The organism is Anatilimnocola floriformis, assembly GCF_024256385.1.
Lineage (GTDB): Bacteria > Planctomycetota > Planctomycetia > Pirellulales > Pirellulaceae > Anatilimnocola > Anatilimnocola floriformis.
In genome coordinates this window covers 206448-228255 of record NZ_JAMLFW010000002.1, presented here as the reverse complement: position 1 = coordinate 228255, position 21808 = coordinate 206448, and the positions used below count along the sequence as shown (strand labels likewise).

The window sequence follows — 21808 nt, the reverse complement described above, 5'->3', positions numbered from 1 at the left end:
ATTCCCCAGCCCCCAGTTCCTAGTTCCCAGCCCCCAAAAAGTGCGACATCATCTTCCAGCCCTCTTCAAAGGATAGGGAGGATGCAGCCGCGGAAACTTCGTCGTACGTAGTGGCTTGATCGGCCTGCACGCCGTTGCCGCAAATCGCCAGTGGCACGAAGCCGTGGCTGTGCGTCTTGGTGCGACAAGGCGTGGGATGATCGGGCGAGACGAGAATGCGATAGTCGCCTCGTTTTTCGAGCGCTGCATGCAGGGGAGCGACGATCTTTTCGTCGATCGCTTCCAGAGCGGCAATCTTGGCGTCGACGCGACCTTCGTGCGAAGCCTCATCGGTGGCTTCGACGTGGACGCAGATCACATCGGTGCTATCGAGAGCATCGATCGCGTACTGGCCTTTCGCCGCGTAATCGGTATCGAGGTAGCCGGTCGCGCCGGGGACTTCGATGCGATCCCAGCCGATCAGCGCAGCCAAGCCGCGGAGCAGATCGACGGCGGTGATCATCTTGCCGCGTTTGCCGTGCAGATCGAAGAACGGCGTGAGACTGGGAGTCTTGCCGAGACCCCACAGCCAAATGTTCGTGGCTGGCAGCTTCCCTTCAGCGACTCGTTTTTGATTCACCGGATGATTGGCAAACAACGGCAGGCTGAAACCCATCAGCGTGTTGAGCAACTCGCTGCCAGGGCCGCTCGGCAGATCATTCGCGACGCTTTTATCCGTAAGATCATGCGGCGGAGTCGCCCGCGTGTCCTTGCTGAACGGCGCGTTCGTTTTGCCGCCGCGAAACAGCAGCAAATTGCGATAGCTCACGCCGGGAACAAACTCGAGATTGTCCGCGCCCAGTTCCTTCTGCGCCGCAGCCAGCAACAGCTTGGCTTCCTCCGACGAGATGTGCCCCGCCGTGAAAGACTTCATGATGTTGTCTTGCACGCAAACTAGATTGCAGCGAATGGCCCAATCGTCGGCACCGAGCTTGATCCCCTGCGCGGCAGCTTCGAGCGGAGCACGACCGGTGAAATAAACATTCGGGTCGTAGCCGAACAAACTCAGATTGGCGACGTCGGAACCAGCGGGGAGATGCGGCGGCACATTGTTGGCGCGGCCGACGACACCCATCTTGGCGATGCGATCCATGGCCGGCGTGCGCGCGGCCTGCATTGGCGTTTTGCCACCGAGGCTCTCTTGCGGTTCGTCAGCACAGCCGTCGGGAATAACAATCGCGTACTTCATTTTGTTTTCATTTCGCCACCAGCTTTAGCTGGTGAATTCGAATCTAAGTTTGTCTGGCTTTAGCCGTCGATCTGGAATGGCTAAAGCCGGGGGCTAAGCCGAAGTGATTTGGTCCGTTATTAGTCCAAAACCCTCATGCGCACCGCATTCGGCCGTACCGCCGCGAGTTTGCCAATCTCTTCCATTGCCTTTCGCGCTGCCCCTTCGGTTGCTTGCGCGGTCATGATCACCAGCGGCACGATCGATTGGCCACCATCTTCTTCGCTCGGTTCATGTTGAATTACGGAAGCAATGCTGATCTGGTTCCGGCCAAGCACGCCAGTGACTTCTGCCAGCACGCCAGGGCGATCTTCGACGGTCAGGCGGATGTAGTAGCGACTCGGCAGCAAGCTGTGGTCGCACTGTTGCACGCGGGCTTCTTTGTTCGACCAGAGTTCGAGCGTGCGGAACGTGATCGGGGTGCGGCCGACGGCCATGTCGATCATGTCGGCAGCGACGGCCGAGGCGGTCGGCATCTGACCTGCGCCAAGTCCGTGGAAAAAGATCGGGCCGACGGCGTCGCCGACGACGCTGATGGCGTTGTAGGCGCTGCGAACTTCGGCCAGCGGCGTGCCGATCTTTACGAGGTTCGGCGTGACATGCAACTCTAGGCCGCTGTCCCGCAGCTGAGCCACGGCGATCAGCTTGATGCGATAGCCGAGCTCGCGGGCGTAGTACAGATCGGCAGCGTCGAGCGTATCGATGCCGACGCGCGGAATGTCGTTCCAATGCACCTGCGCGCCGAAGGCGAGATGCGCGAGAATCGCCAGTTTCTGGGCGGCATCGGCGCCGCTCACGTCCATCGTCGGATCGGCTTCGGCGTAGCCGCGCTTCTGAGCTTCCTTCAGCGCTTCGGCGTACGTCTCACCTTGGCCATCCATTTGCGAGACGATGAAATTGCTCGTGCCGTTCAAAATGCCGCGGAGCGACAGGATCTGATTAGCCGAGAAGCACTGGCTGATATTGGTGATAATCGGAATGCCGCCGGCGACCGCAGCATCGAAGGCGATCGCGCGACCCAGTTCGCGGGCCCGGTCAAAAATCTCCGGGCCATGCTCGGCGAGAAGGGCTTTGTTCGCCGTCACGACATCCTTGCCGCTCTCGAGCAACTTAAGCATGATCGTCCGCGCCGGTTCCAGACCGCCGACGAGGTGCGCGACGATTTTGATGTCTGGATTCTTCGTGATCCGCGTCAGATCATCCGACAGCGTCACGGTTTTCGGCAAGGCGAAATCGCGGGCCTTTTTGGGATCGGCGACGACGACCTCTTCGACCCACAGGACGCGTCCCGCGTGCCGGGCGGTGCGGTCGCCATGTTCGATCAGCAGTCGGGCCACACCAGCGCCGACGGTCCCCATTCCCACGAGACCGACTTTGGTAACGAGCATCTGTGGCGACAATCCGAAAAATGGGCCGAAAAAATTGGAAATAGCAGCGGAAAACAAACTTCCCATGCTATTCAGCCCCCCCGCAAGCCGTCAACCGCGGGTGAAATAGCTAGAAAAGAGCCACGCACGCAGTAAGTGGAATGGAGGCAGCAGTTTGCGGCCGATCGATTGGGCCAGAACAGCCGGAATTTCGAAGCCGAGATGACTGCCTCGCTATCGCCCTTTCGCCGCCCGATGTGCCGGTCGAATCGGCGCTGGCCCCGCCGTGCCGTCCTGCAACCACGGCGGGCGGGCGTTGACGATATCGATGCCGCGGTGATTCAGCAGTTCCTCGGCAGCGTGATGTCGCGAGGCAATGTTTAACTGCGGTACGATGCCGCCGGCAAACAGAATCACCACGAGCGTGAGCAGGGCCACTTTCTCCCGCCGTCCCATGCGGAGCGAAATGCTGGAAATGTGCCGAGCGCCGGTGAAGAGCAGAAAGTAAACATGCAACACCGCGATGCCGCAGAGGGCCGACGCAATGACCACGGCGATCCCGACCAGCGGATAGGTCGCTACGGCGCCGTCGATGAGCAGCTCCGAGCCGACGTAACCCATCGTGCCGGGAAAGCCCACGCCGGCAATGCCCGTCAGTAAGAAGCAAACCGCGAGGAGCGGCATCTGCTCATACAGCCCTTGATACGATGTCAGCTGCAACCGGCCGCGGCGGGCTTCGACAGCGCGCATCGCGAGACCAAAACCGGTAAGCGACAAGCTCACCGAGATCCAAGTGCAGAGCGCACCCGTCAAGCCTTGCACGGTCGCCATTTCCAACCCGACAAGGATGACGGCAGCGTGACTCATAAACAAAAAGCTGAAGAGTCGCCGTCCTTCGGTTTGCACCAGCGTCATGCCGCCGGCATAGACCGCGGTGAAGAGCGACATCAGCCCCAGGCTGCGCATCACCCAATCGGGCGCGACCGGCAACACCAGTCGCACGGCTGCATAGACACCGGTGAGCGGAGTGACAAACAGCAGCGCCGTGCCGAACGACGACTTGTCAAAAAAGTCCGGCACCCAGCTGTGAAACGGAAACACACCGCTGCGAATCAGCACGGCGGCGAGGAGCGGAAGGATCGCATACAGCGTGTGTACATGCTTCGTCGATCGTTCTTCGATCATCACAATTCCCCAGCCGAGAATCATGAAGACGATAAAGATCGCCATGTAAAAGACATACATGCCAGTAGCTCGCCCGCGGGCACGCATTTCGAAAAACGGCGGCAGCGTGGCCAGCGTGAGGAGCGAAATGATCAGCCACGGCTCTTTGCAAGAGAACGTCGCCAGCACGATCGCTTCCGACAGCAACGTCCAGAAGAACGAAAACCGCCGAGCCTTGGAGCGCACCGTCGCGATGATCACCAGGGCAAACAGCAAGGCACCGAGCGGCAGTAGCGGTGCGCTGATTTCATCGAGTTGAAAAAACTCGCGACCCAGCAGTCGCGTCATGATGTGGAACTTGTCCTCGGCAACACTGGCGCGCATGTAGATAAAATCGAACCAGGCGCCCGTCGCCAAGAAAAACGTGGCTAACGAAAAACCGACGCCCACGGTGTGAGCTTCGGAAGGTTCGCGGTAGCGAAACGCCACTAGCGAGCCGATCAGCGGCAACAGAACGCACAGTTCCAGCCAGGGAAGATGGAGTTCGCTCATCGCGACTTCTCCAGCAATTGGCCGGCGAGCGTCTTGGCAGGAGGCGCTTCGGCGACAATCGTCGACGAGGGACGAGCGACCGGCGCAGGCTGCTCCGGGTCACCTTCAAACAGACCTGACCAGCGGCGCTCCAGCGCGTCGCAGAGCCGTAGCAAACCCAGGATGGGGTCGACAAATAGCATTCCCAGCCAGGCGTCGAGATAACCTTTTTCGAGCGCCAATCGATACAGCCAAGTGCGTGTCGCTGAGGGCAACCATGCGCCGCGCCCCGCGGCCGGCAAGCGGCTGCCGATCGCATTTTCCAGCGTTCCATAGTCGTACAGCAACGAAGGAGCGCGAATAAACTGCAGCGTGCGAAAGCAGGCATGACCCAGGATGTGAACGAGCGCGACGTAGCGCAGCGGTTCCCAAAAGTAGCCGACGCCGATCTCGGCCACGATCAAACCAACCTGCGTCAACGAGGCAAACGAGAGCGCCGATTTGATGTCGGTCTGCACGCGACCCGCAAACGACGCAAAGCCAGCCGTGACCAGACCGATGGTCATCACGGCCAGCGAAAGCGCGAGTGAATCGTCCAGCAGCGGACTGATACGCAGCAGCAGATATGCGCCAAGATGCACCGAGAGCGCGCCGTAAAAAACGGCGCTCGAAGGCGTCGGTCCTTCCATCGCCCGCGGCAACCAACCCGAGAACGGCACGAGTGCACTCTTGCCCGCCGCGGCGATCAACAGCAACAAACCGACGAGCAACGTGCTTTGCGCATCGAGCCCAATGACTTGCCCCGCCGGCCAACTCACACCATTACCCACGCCGAGAAATTCCTGAAAGTCGCCATGGCCGTGCAAATGATGCATGACAACCGAGGCAGTCAACAACGCGGCATCGGAAACGCGATAAACGATCCACACTCGCAGACCATTCCGCACCGGCGCGGCTCGTTCATGAAAGAATGCCACCAGCAGCGCGGAGGAAACACCGACCAGTTCCCAGCCCGTGAACAACGTTTCGATCGTGCCAGCCAGCGAAGTGATGATCATGCCGAGCATGAACACCGAGAACAACACAAAGAAGCGGTTGTAACCCGGTTCGCGATGCATGTAGCGCGTCGCAAAGCCGCCGATCACGCCGCAGAGCACAAAAATCAAGATCGCAAACGGCACCGACAGTCGGTCGAAAATAAACTTCACGGAGAAATGAAACTCGTGCACGGCAACCCATTCGCCCAGATTGACGGTGACGTTGCGCGGTCCCCAGGCCAGCATGCAACCCAGAATGCCGAGCGAAGCCAGCAAGCCGATCACGGTGCTGAGTTGGCAGAGACGACTCGACGCCCTTTCGCCCAGCGGTGTGCTGGCCAAGGTCAGCAGCCCCATGATGATCGTCAGCAACAGCGGCGCGGCAACGACGATCAGCCCGAGCGCGCGGAATATTTGTTCTTCGGTGGGCATCGATGCTTACGTCGTTTCTTGCGGTTGAATCGAGGCAAAGGCCAGATGCTCGCGCCAGCCGCGATACCAATCGACGCTCGACGTGGCGTGTGGCAAGCCGGTCACTTCCGGTACATACGGCTCGAATTGGCCATTTTGATAGATCTGCAATTGATTGCTGTCGGGATCGAGCACGGCGAGTTGCGCCCAGCCGTTCTTCAAGATGCGGCCGACGAGCTTGTCGCGCTCCATGATCGCCAAGATTCGCTCCGGCGTGGTTTCGATAATAAACAGCAGCCGCATCGGCTCATGAATTTCCACTCCCTGCACCGGCAAGCCGGTTCGCAAGTCGCTGGCGTAACCATCCATCACACCGAGCAGTGAAACCACATTGTGCGGCAGCTTCGTGCCGCATCCCCAGCCCACCGGATCGACGGCGGAGAAGTAGTACATCAGGTTGATCCCCTGGCAGACCGGCACCACCGGCGCCAAGATCCGGCCGAGGATCGTGCTGTTCGCATCGTCCGCAGTAATGTCGTACGAATGCATGAAGCAGCGGCGGTCCATGAACAAATTGCGAACGCGACTCCGACGGCCGACATAGCACATCGCATTCGACGCATTGCCGAACTCAGGCCGCGTCTGAGCCAGGTCCTCGCTTCGCTCTTCCGCATGTTGGCGAGCACCGGCGGGCGTGATGTCGAGCGGCGCCGAAAAGAACCGCCGACAACGTTCGTGGGCATTCCGCTGCATCGCTTCGGCCAGTGTCTTTTGCATCGATTCGAAGTCGCGGCGATGCGAATTCGGCAGCAAATCGAGATTTGAAAACGTCACGGTATCGAGCGCCGTGTTGTGCAAGCCGCCGAGGAACCACGTGTCCTTGGGAATCTGCAAGCCGCGACTGGCGATGATTTCGCGAACGCGCGGGTCGTTCAAAAACGTCGCCAGGGCTCGCGCGTTTGGTCCACCGGGACTGCCGCTGCAAGCGCCGCAGTCATAGGCCGATTTGTGCGGATTATTGAGGCAAAACGAGCCATGCCCGAGGAAGATCACCAGCCGAGCGAGGTTCTCGGTCAAGCCGATGTCGCGGAGCATCTTCTCGCCCATGTTCGCCATTTCGGTCAGCGAAAAGCCGAGCGATTCGTCGTCCATGCCGGGCAATTCCGTTTGCCGTTCGAGTCGCAAGCGAGTCACGGTCGGCGGCGCGACAAAGTCGCTTGCCTTCTTGCTGAACTGCGCGGTCCAGCGCGGAAAGAGGACGCGGGCCACCAGCGGAATCGAAGCCAGCACGCCGAGACTGGCAGTAAGGAGCGCGCCGCTGGCCAGATTGCGACTGCCCCGGTGCATCCGCAGTGAAGCCACGCCGATGGTCTTCCGCGTCTTGGCTTTGCGATCGCTCGTTTCTTGAAACGGCAGCACCACTTCTTCGATGACCCAATGCTTCGGCCGCACCACGATCGGGCAGAGAGCTGCATAGTTGGCATCGGCCTGGCCGCGGTAATACATGGCGACCCCGAAGAAGCCCGGTGCGCCGAAGGTCTCTACATCGGGCGCAACTTCTTCGAGATGCCGACGAAATGATTCCTCGCGAGCGTCGATGCAGCAAGTGATTTGAAACCTAGGCTTCTCGACTCGCCGCGCGGCTTGATGAGCATGGGCCGAAAAGGCATCGAGCGCCTGCACTCGATATTGGCGTTCAAAGGCCTGGTGAAAAATTCGCCGCCGATCAAAGCTGTGAAACGATTCGATCTCGCGAATCAGTTGATCCCACTCGCTCCGCGCCAGGCTGCTCAGCTCTTGCGTGTTCCATCCCAACACCTGCGCGAGCTGAAACGGATAAAAAGCCCGCTGCTCAGCGCTATACTTCGGCCGTTGCAACTCCTTCACGAAATCACAGTCATACAAATCGGCCAGCGGTCCGCGATAACCCAGTTTTTGCTGCGCGATAGAGGCCAGCGCCAAACGAACCAGAATCAGCCGGACGGCGACGAACTCGATGAGCGTGCCCGGCGGCGAAGGCATCGCGACGCGATCGCCGCGGACTTCCATGTTCCACAGCAACCCCGCCCAGCCCTGCAGCGCGAGAATATCGGCTGTGAGAAAATCCTTCTGATGCTTATCCGACACACCGAGCAACTGCAGCGATTCGCGAATCGACTCGAGCGGCGATTGCTCGATGGCCAGTGCTCGCTGCAATTCTTTCGGTAAGCCGGCGAGCCATTGATTGGGCGGGCCGCCGCTCTGACCATACAGCCGACAAAACGACCGGAAGAACCCTTCGCCCCGTTCGGGCAGCAGCCATTCGGCAAAGCCTTGATCGGCGAATGACGCACAAAAGCGAATGAGAACTTCGTGCACCAGAATGTCGCTATCCTCACCGGTGGCCGCGAGCAGAATATCGCGATGCCGTAGTGGCGGTAGATCGGTAGCTTGCGGCGCCGGCAAACCGCGCACGCCCGCTTCGCAAACTCGCCACAGCACGCTCAGCGACACCGTTTCCCAAGTCGCCGGCGTCCAGCTCTCCATGTTCGCTGTGCCATACCGAGCCAGCAGATCGGCGAGCAGTTGCTGAGTCCGCTGGTCCCCGACATCGGGTTGATAGTTCTCCGCCACACCAGCCGTTCGCGCGTCGCGCATGATCCAGTGTTTACTATCGCGCAAGAACTGCTCGCGATAACTGGTCGGCGTTTCGGGACGCATCTTTTCCAGCGCGTCGGTCTCGTCGATATACCACCGCAACTCTTCCGCGGTGCCAGTGCGCAGCGGATACTTGAGCATGGCCAGTCGCAAGTCGTAACGCGTCGTCTTGCCGAAGACCACTTCACTCGCGCGGCCGTTCAAATCGTCGAGCAACGCTTGCTGCAAATCGATCGTGCGAATCCGTCCCGGCGTCAGCCGTTCGCGGTAGCGTTCTTCATTCAGATACGGCTGGCAACGAAACAGCCGGGCCCCTTCTTTCAGCCCTTGTTCAAACGACAGATCCTCGAGGGCTTGCAATGCGTTGAGAAACACAAACGCCGAGATAGGTCCCTGCGGCGGCAATAAATCACCGATGGCAGTGATCTGCTGGCGAATCTGTTCCAAGTGTTCGGCGGGCGTTTCGGGCGGGAGAGATTGGCTCGTAGCCGGGGGCAAATGCATCTTGACGGACACCGCAGGTCTCGCTGATTATCGAAGCGTGTATCACTTCTACAATCAGATCGAAAGTGGGTATACCAGCATTCACATTACAACTACTACAGAATTCCTAAGCAGCCCACACCGAATGCCTTGCGGGTTGCTCGCACCTCCAAAGTGTGGGTGCAAAGCTAACGATTCGTACAGAAATGAATCGGTGGCGACTCTCTTAGTTCGGCATTACCCGCCGCCAATCACGGGCAAGAAATGAACTTCGCTGTCAGGCGCGAGCTCGGCCGATAATCCCTGCCGGGTAAAGCGATGATCGATCGACAACTGAAATCCAGGCAACAGATCATTTCCCTGACACAACCGCGCGCGGATGCCGGGATAACTCTGCTCTAGGAGTTCGATCGCCTCACCGACATTCGCAGCGGGCAAGACAACGGTGTTTGAACCGCTGGTCAAACTTCGCAACTGCGCTGGAATGAAGATGGTTGCCATCGAGAACTATTTCTCGCTCAATTTCTTCCAAACCTTCGGCGGCGACATCGGCAACTCGGTGAACCGCACACCGGTCGCACGCTGCACGGCATTCGCGACCGTCGCCGGCGGCGGCACGATCGGCGTTTCACCCACGCCGCGCACACCATACGGATGTCCCGGATTCGGCACTTCGACAATGATCGTTTCGATCATCGGCACATCGAGGCACGTCGGCATGCGGTAATCGAGAAAGCTCGCGTTGCGCATCTGATCTTTGTTGTCGAAGAAGTATTCTTCGTTCAGCGCCCAGCCGATCCCTTGCACCGCGCCGCCTTGCATCTGGCCCTCGACATAGCTCGGGTGAATCGCTTTGCCGGCGTCTTGCACCGCTGTGTAACGGAGCACGGTAACCTTGCCCGTTTCCGGATCGACATGCACGTCGGCGATGTGCGTACCAAAACCGTTAGTCGAACCTTCGGGCGATACGCTGCTCTTGCCAACGACTGGCTCGAGCGCCGATTGCGAGATCTTCACTGCGAGTTCTTTGAACGTCGCGCTGTCACCGTTGTGCGAATACACGCCGCCATCGACCTTCACGTCTTCTGGCTTGCACTTCCACAGCCGGGCAGCGCGGTCTTGCATCTGAGCCTGTAGATCAAGCCCCAGCTTGTACGCAGCCAGGCCGGTCGCGAACGTCACGCGGCTGCCGCCCGTGAGAAATGTGTAACCAACGCTATCGGTATCGCCCACTTGAGGACGAACATCCTCCGCCGTGATCCCCAGCGATTCGGCGAGTTGCATCGCGATGCTCGTGCGCGAACCGCCGATATCGGTCGAGCCTTCGATGAGCGAAACGCTGCCGTCTTCCATCACGCTCGCGGCACAGCTCGATGCGCCGCCGATGTTGAACCAAAAACCACTCGCGAGACCACGGCCACAATCCTTGCCGGGGAGCGGCGATTTCCAATGATCGCTGTTCCGGGCGGCTTCGAGCGTTTCGATGAATCCGATCCGCGGATAGACGGGACCATCGACTCGGCGAGTTCCTTCCTTGGCAGCGTTCTTCAAACGAATGTCGATCGGATCCATCTTCAGTTGCAGCGCGAGTTCATCGATGACTTGCTCGGTCGCGAATGCCGCCTGCGTGCTCCCCGGCGCGCGATAGGCCTGCGTCTTCGGCTTGTTGTTGAGGACGTCGTAGCCGTCGACGCGAGCGTTCGGAATGTTGTAGCAACTGAAGACGCACATCGAGCCGGGCCCGATCATGCCGCCCGGATAAGCGCCGCAATCGTAGGCCAGCCAAGCCTCGCCGGCGACGAGCGTGCCGTCTTTTTTCGCGCCAAGCTTGACGCGCACGTAGGAGCCTGGCGTCGGGCCGGTCCCTTCGAAGACTTCGTTGCGTTGCATCGTCATCTTCACCGGCCGGCCGCACTTCTTGCTGAGCAGGGCTGCAACCGGTTCGAGATAAACGGTGATCTTACCACCAAAGCCGCCGCCGATTTCGCACGGCACGACGAGGACGCGCGAGACCGGAATCTGCAGCAGTTCTGCCGTTTGTTGACGACAAACAAACGAGCCCTGCGTCGAAGTCCAGATCTTCAGTCGGCCGTCTTCATTCCACATGGCGACGGCGGCGTGCGGTTCGATGTAACCTTGATGGACGCTCGCCGTTTTGAACTCGCGCTCGATGACGATGTCGCTCTGCTGGAACCCTTCGGCGATGTTGCCCTGCTCAAACGCCATATGCACGGTCACATTGCTGGGCTTATCACCTTTCTGCCCCATTTCGTCGGTGCGATTGTTTTCGTGCAGCAGCGGCGCGTCGGGCTTCATCGCATCGAGCACCCAGGTGACGCTCGGCAGCGGTTCGTACTCGACGACGATTTTCTTCGCTGCTTCGGCCGCTTCATGAATGGTCTTTGCCGCTACGGCAGCGACGGCGTGTCCCTTGTACAGAACCTTGTCATGCGCGAGGCAATTAGCCGAGAGGTGCTGCAGATTCACCGCGCCGGCTTCGCCCATGAGGGCGACTTTTTCCTTCAGATCAGGAAAGTCCTTGCCGGTAATGACTGCGAGTACGCCCGGCATCTTTTCGGCTGCGGAAGTATCGATGCGCACGATCTTGGCATGCGCGTGCGGGCTGCGCACCATCCGCGCCTGGGCCATATTCGGCAGGTGCAAGTCGGCCGTGTAGATCGCCTTGCCGGTGACCTTGTCCGCGCCGTCGTGTCGCACGGGGCGTTGACCGATCACTTTGTAGTTCGTCTTGCCGAGGTAGAGATCTTGCATCGATTCAATCCTTTATTTCCACCGTCACCGAGGCATGCCGGGCAAGCCCGGTGGCGGTTGTTATTGAGCGGCTACGGTTTGCACGGCTTTCACGATCTTGTCGTAGCCCGTGCAGCGGCAGAGGTTGTTGGCCAGGTGAAAGCGGATGTCGTGCTCGCTGGGCTGCGGATACTTTTCCAGCAACGCCTTCGTCGCGACGAGAAAGCCCGGAGTGCAGATGCCGCATTGCAGTGCGGCCCCTTCGAGAAAGCATTGCTGCACCGGCGCAAGCTGACCATTCTGCGCGAGCGACTCGACCGTTTCGATCTTCGCACCCTCGACTTCCACGCCGAGCACCAGGCAGCTGAGAACGGGCTTGCCGTTGAGCAGCACGGTGCACGCACCGCAGTTGCCGTTGTTGCAACCTTCTTTGCTGCCGGTGAGATGCAACGTGTCGCGGAGCACTTCGAGCAGACTCTGCCGCGGCTCGCACAAAAACTCCGTGCTATTGCCGTTAATTTCCGCCGTGACGACTGTCTTCTTGGCCACAGACCGATCCTTGATATTCAAAGTAGCTGAATTCGCCAGAATTCAGAGACCACGCTCGTGCAACTGAACTCTGGCGAATTCAGCTACAGTGTTGTTACGGATTCTTGAACGACTTGGCCCGTTCGACCGCCGTCGTCAGCGTTCGCTTTACCAGCACGCCGACCAGATGCGTTCGATACTCAGCCGTCCCGCGCATGTCGCTGATCGGCGTGGCGACTTTTTTCGCCAGTTCACCCGCCTGGGTATAGCTGTCTTCGTTGGCCGGTTTCCCGGCGAGCCATTCGCTGGCTTCCTGGGCATACTTCGGAGTGGCAGCCACGGCGCCCAGGCCGATGCGAGCGAACTCGATTGTGTCGCAGGCTGCATTCAACTGCACGCGCGAGCCGCAGCCGACCACGGCGATGTCCATTTCGTTGCGCGGAATGAACCGCTCGTAGGCCGACGAACAATGCGACAAATCGGGCGGAAAAACCAGCGCGACCAGCAACTCGCCCTTCTGCAGCACATTCTTGCCCGGGCCAGTGCAGAACTGTTCGACAGGAACGTTTCGCTTGCCGGCGGGGCCCACGATTTCGCAGTACGCATGATGTGCGATCAGCGCCGGAATGGAATCCGCGGCTGGCGACGAATTGCACAAGTTGCCGCCAATGCTCGCGCGACTTTGAATCTGCCAGCCGCCAATGATCTTGGCGGCATCGACCAACGCCGGATAAGCCGCCGCGATTCGAGTGTCGTCGTACACCTGCGCGCAGGGCACCGCTGCTCCCAATCGCAAGCCATGTGTCGCCGAGAAATTGAGCTCTTGCAGCTCCGGCAGTTTTTTCACATCGACGACCAGGTCGGCTTCGCGGGCTCCCTCGCGCAGTTGCACGATGATGTCGGTGCCGCCCGAGAGGATCTTCACCGAACCGCTGGATTCCTGCAGCAACTTCGTCGCTTCGGCCAGCGAGGTGGGGGCTGCGTAGGCAAAATCGTTCAAGGCAAGCTCCTGAGAGAGGGCGGTTCGTTACCTAGACGCGCGGATTATACCGCTCTCGCGCACCCGCTTCTACCGCATTGACTTAGCGCAACGAATAGAGCGGCTTCACGAGCATCGCGCTAATCGCCGGCAGCAACCCGCCGACCGCGCCGATGATCAGCGCCACACTCAAGCCGACCGCAAGGATGTCGCCGCTCACGATCATGTCGAGCGTCACCATTTTGCCGCCACCGACACCACCGCCGACGATGCTTTTTACGGTGTAACCATTGGCCCACCACGCGCCGCCGAGACAACCGATAGCGCCGCCGAGCAACGAGAGGCAAAGCGACTCGACTAGAAACGAGGCGAGCACTTCGAGCCGCGTGAACCCGAGCATCCGCAGCACGCCGATATCGCGCGAGCGCTGCGCGACCGTGGCAAACATCGTGTTCATCACGCCGAACAAACCACCGATCGACATGACCGCCGCAAAGACAATGATGGCGTACAAAAACTGCTTGCCGGTCTCCTGCATATTGGCGAAGTATTCGGTCTCGACGTAGGCCTGCACCGATTTCGAGTAACCATTGTTGAGAAAGTTCTTCAGCTGGCGGGCTTCCTTGGCGCCAGCCGTTCGCAGCACGACGGAGGAATACGAATCCTTGCCGAACATCGGGGCAATGATGCTCCGCTTGGCCCAGATCTCGGAGTCGAACGTCGAGCCGGTCGCTTTCATCACGCCGACAATCAAAAACTTTCGTTCGCCCAGCGTGAAGAAATCTCCCTCGGCGAGTTGCTCTTTGTCTTTCGCCGCGGCCAACTCAGCCGCGGTGCGCGTGCTGCCCAGTTCGCGAGCCATGCCCACGCCGATGACGGCTTCGAGCGCGTCGCGCCCTTCGCCCAGGCTGGTAACGCCTTCCTTCGAAATCCAGCGGCCTGAACCGAGCGACATATCATGTACCTGCGCGGCGAGTTCCACATCGTCGACACCACGCACCGACAAAAACCGCCGACCTGCGGCCCGGCCTGAGTCGTGATTCTCGATTGGTTGCACGACAATCACATAGGTCTCGGCGCTCGCCAGCGGCCGATCTTTGTCGTCGCGCACGATACCCGGCTGCAGCACGACATCGGTCACGGTGTCGTTCGGCAAGTTGCTGATCGATTCGTCCTGAAAACCTTCGGAGATCACCAGCACGTTGCCGGGCACACCCGTCGATTGCGTGAGCACATACATGCCGTTCACAAACGAGAGCATGACCACCAGCACGCCGATGACCAGCGTAAAACCAAGTGCGGTTAGCGCGGTGGTGAGCCAACGCGTCGACAGATTGCGCACGTTATAGCGCAGCGGCACGCGACCCCACAACGACAGGAGCACCATGATGCCGATGCTGATGACCAGCGGAATCAACATCGGCGCCGAGATATTCAATCGGGACAACATCAAGCCACCTTCGAAAACACTTCGGTCACCTTTACTGAGCACGCCGACCACGAGGGCCAGACGCTGCCGATAAAGCCCGCAAACAGCCCGATGCAGGGCCCCCACCACAGTGCGTTGCTCGAGATAAAGAACTTGCCGAAGAACGCAATTGGCAACGCCAGGCCGCCCAAATGTTCGTTGATAAGGTACCAAGCACCCCACGAACCAATCGCGCCGGCCACCATGCCGAGCAACATCGATTCGCCGAGAACCAGCATCATGATTTGCAACGGCCGAAAGCCGAGAACCTTCATCACGGCCAGCTCTTGTCGCCGTTCACGCACACTAATGCCGATCGCATTGGCACTCACCACGCACAGCGAAATGATCGCCGCGGGCGTGAGCATCCACCGCATGCCGGCGAGGATATCGCGATACGAATCCAAAAAATTCGCCACGCCCGAAGCGGCTGTTTCGCACTTCACGGCAGGATTGGTGAAGGCCGGCGACGACGTCACCTGCTCGGCGATCCGTTGAAAATCGGCTTTGCTATTCACCCGCACCCAAAACAGCGCCAGGCTGCGGTCGCCCATGGGATGGGCTTTCTTTTTCTCGCGCTGATACGCATCGAGCGCGTCGTTGAGATAGTCGCGGTTCATCACGGCCGACTGATCGTAACGGCCACCCTCAGGAAACTTGCCAACGATCGTGAACTCCAGATCGATGTCGCGATAATTCAAACCATAGAGCGTGAACTTATCGCCGATCCGCTTGTTCAAACTCGCCAGGCGATCGCGGCCGAGAATAATCCCTTGCTTGTTCGCCGCCAGCTTGAGCACCACTTCGTGGAAGTCGGTTTTCTCTTGCCCCTGCAGCTTGTCGAGATCGTCCATCATCGTCTCGAGCTTTTTGGGCTCCATCGCGATGGCGAACAGCAGGTTGTTCCGCTCGACCGTCTTCTTATCGAGCGAACCACCGTAGAACTGCCAGGTCATGCTGTCGGTTGGTTGCACATCGCCCGGGTTCCGCGCGCCGCCCCGTTCGAGTTCCGATACATAGGCAAACGGCATGCGACTCGGGATCTGCCAGCGCTCGGTAATGATCGCTTTGAGATCCTTTTCTTTTTCGCGCGTTGCTTCGTCGAGAAAATCGAGAATCGACCAGACCATGGTGATGACCAGCACCAGCATGATCGTCGCCATGCTGGTCAAGAACGACCGCAACAAATTGCGGCGGACGTTTTTGAACATCAGGAGGAGGAATTTCATCGGGAGGGGCTGGGGCTAGGAACTGGGATCTGGGGGAAATGCAATCGCAGGTTGATTCGCGACGGGAACTCCCTCTTCTCGGTACTCCGGGGAGAGGGTTGGGGTGAGGGGCCGACCCGCAATGTAACTCAACCAATCGCGGATCAGTTTACACTAGACCGTAATCTTAGGGCTCTCCCAATGTTGCGATATCTCTTCCTGATCGCCCTCCTCCTCACTTCCTGGCTCTGGATGCAAATCCTCCACGAGCTAGGCCATGTTCTGGGCGGTTGGGCAACAGGCGGTGAAGTCGAGCGAGTCATTCTCCAGCCTCTCGCGATCTCCCGCACCGATGTGCAGGGTAGTCGCCAACCGTTGGTAGTCATCTGGGCCGGCCCAATCGCAGGCTGCTTATTGCCGATGCTGCTGTGGACGATTGCTACCGTCGCGAAATGGTCGGGGGCTTTTCTGCTTCGGTTTTTCGCCGGATTCTGCTTGCTGGCGAACGGGTTGTACCTGGCTGCCGGTTCTTTCGATGGTGTGGGTGACTGCGGCGATCTGCTCCGCCACGGCGCTCCGATCTGGACCCTTTGGCTCTTTGGCGTTTTCACTATCCCCGTTGGTTTCTATCTCTTGCACAACCAAGGGCAGCACTTCGGCCTGGGACGGCGCGCAAAAACGATCTCGCCGGCGTTTAGTTACGGCGTGATCCTGTTCGCCGCCGTCACGTTGCTGTTCGAGTGCCTCTGCTCTTCCACGTAGGCGAAGTCACTCCGTGACTCGCAATAGGTCTTGGGCAGTTAAAAGCCAACTGCTTGAACGGAGTGCCCATTCGCGCGTTCAGGCTTGGGCATCAGCCATTCCTCGCCAAACTGCGGTTGCGAGTCACGGAGTGACTTCGCCTACATGAGCCGATTTACAATGGCTCGCGGCGTTGTCACACTATTCGTTCGCGAATTCGCGGTTTTTCTCTGCTCGCTTCACAACAAGGAATGCCTCTCATGCGTACGTTTTGTTTGGCCATCGTTGGTTTGATCCTCTCCTCTTATGTGCTGCAAGCCGAAGAAAAATCGGAATGGGTGCAGATGTTCGATGGGAAGACGTTGAACGGCTGGAAGGTCAACGAGAACGAAAAGAGCTTCTCGGTTGCTGACGGCGCGATTGTTTCGCACGGCGATCGTTCGCACTTGTTTTATGTCGGCGACGAAAAGCCGTTCAAGAATTTTGAATTCAAAGCCGAAGTGCAGACCAAGGAAAACAGCAACGCCGGCATCTTCATCCACACCAAGTTTCAAGAAAAAGACTGGCCGAAGATCGGCTATGAATGCCAGGTCAACAACAGCTACAACAAGGACCCGCAGAAGACCGGCGGTCTGTACAACACGGTGAAGGTGCTCGAAGCTCCGGCCAAGGACAACGTGTGGTTTGTCTATTACATCAAGGTCGAAGGGAAGCACGTCACCATCAAGATCGATGACAAGACCGTCGTCGATTTCGAAGAACCAGCCGACAAGCCCGGCACGGTGAAGCTCAGCGAAGGCACCTTCGCCCTGCAAGCTCACGATCCTGGCAGCACGGTGATGTTCCGTAACTTGCAAGTGAAGCGTCTGCCGTAGGACGGTAGGGGCTGGGGGCTAGGAACTGGGGGCTGGGGAAGGCAAGTTTTTCTCAGCTCCTTTGACTCCTGTGCAACGCCTGGCCTGATACTTCCCTCCTGTCTTTTCCCAGTCCCAAGCCCCCAGTTCCCAGCCTCCTCCCGCCATGCCCACCATCACTCCTGCCGCGCTCGAATCCTTCTCTGAAAAACTTCTCCTCGCTGGCGGCGCTTCGGCCGAAGAAGCCAACGTCACGGCGAAGTCGCTGGTCGATTCCAATCTGCGTGGTTACGACTCGCACGGTGTGATGCGGATTCCGTATTACATCCAAGCCATCAAAGATGGCGAGGTGGTTTCTGGTGCGCCGCTGACGGTGATTAGCGAGGGACCAAGTCGCGTCGTCGCCGATGCCAACTGGGGCGTCGGTCAGGTGCAGGCCGTGCGCATGCTCAAGCTGCTCGCTGCCAAGGCTCATGAAACGGGCCAGGGCATCGGCACGATGACCCATTGCGGGCACATTGGCCGGCTGGGCGAATATTGCGAGATGATGGCTGGCGAAGGACTCGTCTCGATGCTGATGGTCAACTCGCACGGCGCTGCCGTGCGGGTCGCTCCGCCGGGCGGCAAGGCGCCGCGGCTGAGCACCAACCCGCTCGCCATCGGCGTGCCGCACAAAAACTCGCCGCTGGTTCTCGATTTCAGCACCAGCGCGACCGCAGAAGGAAAAGTCCGCGTCAAAAAGATTGCCGGCGAAAAGGTTCCCGACGGTTGGCTCCTCGACAACGAAGGCCGACCGACGACCGATCCCAACACACTTTATGGCACTCCCCCTGGCTCCATTCTGCCGATGGGTGGCACGCAGGCCTACAAGGGTTTCGGCCTGGGTTTGATGATCGAGATTTTCACCGGCGCGATGTCGGGGGGCGTAACGGCGCGTCCCAAGCCGTATGAGAAAAAGGGGAACTGCGTCTTCATGATGCTCATCGATCCCGCCCTCTACGGCGGCGCTGAGCACTTCCGCGCCGAGGTCGAGCAGCTGGTCGAATACATCCGTAGCTCGCCCCGTATGGACGGCTGCGAGGAAATCCTCCTCCCCGGCGACCCCGAACGCAAACTAGCCGAACGGCGCATGGCGAATGGCTTGACGCTCGATACCGAAAACTGGAACGCACTTGTGGCCGCTGGGCAAAAGTTCGGTGTGGCAGCGCCGACCGTGGCATGAGCGTAGGCCGGAACAAGCGTACTCGCGCAGCTCCGGCAGGGATCGGAGAGCGAAAGTTCCTCTGCACTTCATGCCGGAACAGCGCGGAGTACCGCTTGTTCCGGCCTACTTAGTGAGCATGCACGCGCGGGCTGCAAGCCGCTGCGACTGCACAGCCGGCGCAACCGCCACCGGGACCCGTGCCGCAAGCACCGCCTTCGGCTTCCGGCGTGCCACAACCCGGGCCGCATCCGGTGGTCAGCAGATCGACGAATTTATGAAACTGTACGCCGGCCGCGTAGGTCTCGGCGAGTTGCGCGGTGAGGGCATCGATCTCGGGAGTTGTCTCGCCGAGAAAATAGAACAGCAGCGATTGGCCGTCGAACAGCAGTTCGACCTCGGCCAACGTTGCGGGAATGTCATGTTCGGCGAGCAAGCGTTCGCAATCAGCAAACGCTTGCTGGCGGTTCTTTTCCAGGCGGGCGAGGAGCAGGTCGTCCTCGACCGTAACGCGGCGAATGATCGAGCCGGGAGTCGCGCCGACGTAGCGGTTTTCGCCGGCTTCGTTGAGGGGGGACAGGACTTCGCCCACCTCCAGACCGCGTTCGGTCCGGCAGACGACGCGCGTGCCACGAGCATAGGAATGCCCATCGCTCGCGCCGAAGCGCGAGACTTGTCCCATCACGCCGTACCTGACCCAGTGCTGGCCTAACACGCTGCCCCGCTTGCGGTTAAAATTTGCAGTCGCCTTTCGTACCGAAATCGTAACGAAAGGCGAGCGTCCATCTTGATCGAGTTATTGCCCGCTGCCTAGACGACCATGATTCAACCCTCTTCCACCGCCGTTGAACTCACTACCGATTGGACCGAGCTCGGCCGCCAGGTCCTCGCCGGCTACAAACTGACCGAGGAAGACGCCCTCGGCATTTTGCAGGCTCCCGATGAGCAACTGCTCGACATCCTGTCGGCCGCTTATCAAGTTCGCCGCCGTCACTGGGGCAACTCGGTGCAGCTTTACTTCTTGATGAACGCCAAGAGCGGCCTGTGCCCGGAAGATTGCAATTACTGCTCGCAAAGCAGCGTGAGCGAAGCCGAGATTCCAAAGTACAACTTGCTGAGCCGCGACAAGCTGATGGCCGGTGCCAAAGCAGCGGCTGAACGAAACAGCGGCACGTATTGCATCGTGATCAGCGCTCGCGGACCGAGTGAGCGCGAGATCCGCGCCGTCGAAACGATCGTACCGGAGATCAAAGCCCAATACGGCTTGAATGTCTGTGCTTGCCTCGGTTTGCTCACGCCCGAACAAGCCCAGCGTTTGGCTGCGGCCGGCGTCGACAAGGTAAATCACAATCTGAACACCAGTCGCGAGTTCTATTCCGAAGTCTGCACGACACACACCTATCAAGATCGCGTCGACACGCTCAATGCGGTTCGTTCCACCGGCATGAAGCTCTGCAGCGGCGGTATCATCGGCATGGGTGAAAAGGACATCGACGTCGTGCGAATGGCTTTCGAGCTGCGCGACCTGGGAGTCGAATCGATCCCGCTCAACTTCCTCAACGCCATCGACGGCACGCCGCTGGAAAAGAACGCCCGCCTCACGCCGCGGTATTGCTTGAAGGCCCTCGCGATGTTCCGCCTGGCGAACCCTGCCAGCGAACTGCGCATCGCCGGCGGCCGCGAACTCCACCTCGGCTCGCTGCAAGCCCTCGGCTTGTACGCTGCCAATAGCATCTTCGTCGGCGATTATCTCACGACGAAGGGGCAGCTCCCCGAAGCCGATTACAAGATGATCAGCGAGCTCGGCTTCGTCGTCACCAAGACGGAAGACAGCGGCAGCTGCACGTAGAGCCCTCCCGGACAGTGTCAGCGTCTTGCGCGCGGTTGCCGAATTGAAGTAGCCGCGCTATCGCGATAGGATCGCAGCAAACGAACAGCTTGTTCAAGTTTGCAAGGCGAGCCCTCTCATGTCATTCCCGCGCCAGTTCTTTCTCTTAACTCTCCTCTGCGCCGGCAGCATCAACGCTGCCTTTGCCCAAAAATCGGCCGACGAAGCGGCGACAAAGCTCAACGCGGCTTTGCTCCCTTTTGTCGAAGAAGGAGAAGTCCCTGGCCTGGTCGCGGTGGTCGGCAATCAGGACGGCATCGTGGCAGAGTCGGTACTCGGCTCGCAAAACGTCGCGCTCAAACAGCCGATGAAGAAAGACTCGCTCTTTCGCATTGCTTCGATGACCAAACCCGTCGTCGCCATCGGCATCATGATCTTGCAGGACGAAGGGAAGCTGTCGGTCGAGGATGACGTCGAGCAGCATCTGCCGGAGTTCAAAGGGCTGCAACTCGCCGAACAAAAGGATGGCAAGACAACACTGCGTGCGCCGTCGCGGCCGATCAAGATTCGCGATTTGCTGACGCACACCTCGGGCATGCCTGCTGGTTATCCGGGCGAGATGAAAAATCTGTACTTCGATCGGGAGCACACTTTGGCCGAAGCGACGGCGGTCGCGGCGAAGCAGCCGTTGCAATTCGAGCCGGGCTCGAAGTGGTCGTATTGCAATGCGGGGATCGACACGCTGGGCCGAATCATCGAAGTGAAGAGCGGCAAGTCGTTCGAAGACTTTTTGCAGGAGCGGGTCTTCAAGCCGCTGAAGATGGTCGACACCACGCCCTATCCCAGCGAAGAGCAATTGCAGCGGCTCGCTGGTTTGTATGATCGCAAAGAAGGGCGGCTGACGTTTGTCGATTACGCGTTGCTCGGGCCGGTGAAGGGTGCCAAGCATCCCATTCCTGCCGGCGGTTTGTATTCAACGGCGGCTGACCTGGCGCGACTGTATCAAATGATGCTGCACGGAGGCGGGCTCGACGGCCAGCGGATCATTTCAGAGAAAGCGGCGAAGCAAATGACGTCGCTGCAAACAGGCGACCTGAAGACAGGCTTCACCGATGGCATGGGCTGGGGCTTCGGCTGGCAGTTCACACGCGAGCCCCAAGGCGTGCACGCCACGGCATCGAAGGGAACCTATGGCCACGGCGGCGCGTTCGGCACGCAAGGCTGGATCGATCCGGAGAAGAAACTGTTCGTGATTCTTCTCATCCAGCGAACTGGCCTGGCAAACGCCGACGCGTCACCGCTGCGCAAAGCGCTGCAGGACGCGGCGGTGACGATCGTGAAGTAACTCGCGAC

General features: G+C 59.5%; 17 protein-coding genes. 5 read left to right on the top strand and 12 right to left on the bottom strand.

Features of this window, described 5'->3' with window-relative positions:
* Positions 1 to 19: 19 nt before the first annotated feature.
* The 11 genes from M9Q49_RS25610 to M9Q49_RS25560 all read right to left on the bottom strand — a co-directional run bounded on the left by M9Q49_RS25610 (position 20) and on the right by M9Q49_RS25560 (position 15852).
* A complete protein-coding gene (locus M9Q49_RS25610) occupies positions 20 to 1228 on the bottom strand; it encodes a cofactor-independent phosphoglycerate mutase (protein WP_254512137.1) in 1209 nt (402 codons plus the stop codon).
* Between the two features lie 119 nt (positions 1229 to 1347).
* Entirely contained in the window at positions 1348 to 2655 is a 1308-nt protein-coding gene (locus tag M9Q49_RS25605; protein WP_254512136.1) for a homoserine dehydrogenase, read from the bottom strand.
* Between the two features lie 213 nt (positions 2656 to 2868).
* Positions 2869 to 4350: a proton-conducting transporter transmembrane domain-containing protein gene (locus M9Q49_RS25600; protein WP_254512135.1), complete on the bottom strand. Its 1482-nt coding sequence runs from the start codon at positions 4348 to 4350 to the stop codon at positions 2869 to 2871.
* Entirely contained in the window at positions 4347 to 5798 is a 1452-nt protein-coding gene (locus tag M9Q49_RS25595) for a proton-conducting transporter transmembrane domain-containing protein (RefSeq protein WP_254512134.1), read from the bottom strand. Before M9Q49_RS25595 ends, M9Q49_RS25600 begins: the two co-directional genes overlap by 4 nt.
* 6 nt (positions 5799 to 5804) lie before the next feature.
* Positions 5805 to 8930 (bottom strand): DUF2309 domain-containing protein, encoded by a 3126-nt coding sequence (locus tag M9Q49_RS25590; RefSeq protein WP_254512133.1) that lies wholly within the window; start codon positions 8928 to 8930, stop codon positions 5805 to 5807.
* A gap of 204 nt (positions 8931 to 9134) precedes the next feature.
* On the bottom strand, positions 9135 to 9398 hold the full coding sequence (locus M9Q49_RS25585) for a MoaD/ThiS family protein (protein WP_254512132.1): 264 nt from the start codon (positions 9396 to 9398) through the stop codon (positions 9135 to 9137).
* Positions 9399 to 9404: 6 nt separating this feature from the next.
* Entirely contained in the window at positions 9405 to 11669 is a 2265-nt protein-coding gene (locus M9Q49_RS25580) for a xanthine dehydrogenase family protein molybdopterin-binding subunit (RefSeq protein ID WP_254512131.1), read from the bottom strand.
* Between the two features lie 60 nt (positions 11670 to 11729).
* Positions 11730 to 12197 (bottom strand): (2Fe-2S)-binding protein, encoded by a 468-nt coding sequence (locus M9Q49_RS25575; RefSeq protein WP_254512130.1) that lies wholly within the window; start codon positions 12195 to 12197, stop codon positions 11730 to 11732.
* A gap of 94 nt (positions 12198 to 12291) precedes the next feature.
* On the bottom strand, positions 12292 to 13176 hold the full coding sequence (locus M9Q49_RS25570; protein ID WP_254512129.1) for an FAD binding domain-containing protein: 885 nt from the start codon (positions 13174 to 13176) through the stop codon (positions 12292 to 12294).
* Between the two features lie 82 nt (positions 13177 to 13258).
* Positions 13259 to 14605, bottom strand: a complete 1347-nt coding sequence (locus tag M9Q49_RS25565) for an ABC transporter permease (protein ID WP_254512128.1) — start codon at positions 14603 to 14605, stop codon at positions 13259 to 13261.
* Entirely contained in the window at positions 14605 to 15852 is a 1248-nt protein-coding gene (locus tag M9Q49_RS25560) for an ABC transporter permease (RefSeq protein ID WP_254512127.1), read from the bottom strand. Before M9Q49_RS25560 ends, M9Q49_RS25565 begins: the two co-directional genes overlap by 1 nt.
* 180 nt (positions 15853 to 16032) lie before the next feature.
* On the opposite strand from M9Q49_RS25560, the gene M9Q49_RS25555 reads away from it, so the two are divergent.
* The 3 genes from M9Q49_RS25555 to M9Q49_RS25545 all read left to right on the top strand — a co-directional run bounded on the left by M9Q49_RS25555 (position 16033) and on the right by M9Q49_RS25545 (position 18648).
* On the top strand, positions 16033 to 16593 hold the full coding sequence (locus M9Q49_RS25555) for a M50 family metallopeptidase (RefSeq protein WP_254512126.1): 561 nt from the start codon (positions 16033 to 16035) through the stop codon (positions 16591 to 16593).
* 239 nt (positions 16594 to 16832) lie between these two features.
* Positions 16833 to 17447, top strand: a complete 615-nt coding sequence (locus M9Q49_RS25550; RefSeq protein ID WP_254512125.1) for a 3-keto-disaccharide hydrolase — start codon at positions 16833 to 16835, stop codon at positions 17445 to 17447.
* Between the two features lie 145 nt (positions 17448 to 17592).
* Positions 17593 to 18648: an Ldh family oxidoreductase gene (locus M9Q49_RS25545; protein WP_254512124.1), complete on the top strand. Its 1056-nt coding sequence runs from the start codon at positions 17593 to 17595 to the stop codon at positions 18646 to 18648.
* A 109-nt stretch (positions 18649 to 18757) separates the two neighbouring features.
* Here M9Q49_RS25545 and M9Q49_RS25540 read toward each other — a convergent pair whose 3' ends face one another.
* Complete coding sequence (locus tag M9Q49_RS25540) at positions 18758 to 19309, bottom strand: PSP1 domain-containing protein (protein ID WP_254512123.1); 552 nt, start codon at positions 19307 to 19309, stop codon at positions 18758 to 18760.
* A gap of 138 nt (positions 19310 to 19447) precedes the next feature.
* Between M9Q49_RS25540 and bioB the strand changes: the two genes are divergently transcribed.
* Positions 19448 to 20476 (top strand): biotin synthase BioB, encoded by a 1029-nt coding sequence (gene bioB, locus M9Q49_RS25535; RefSeq protein WP_254512122.1) that lies wholly within the window; start codon positions 19448 to 19450, stop codon positions 20474 to 20476.
* Between the two features lie 118 nt (positions 20477 to 20594).
* Entirely contained in the window at positions 20595 to 21800 is a 1206-nt protein-coding gene (locus M9Q49_RS25530) for a serine hydrolase domain-containing protein (protein WP_254512121.1), read from the top strand.
* Positions 21801 to 21808: the final 8 nt, after the last annotated feature.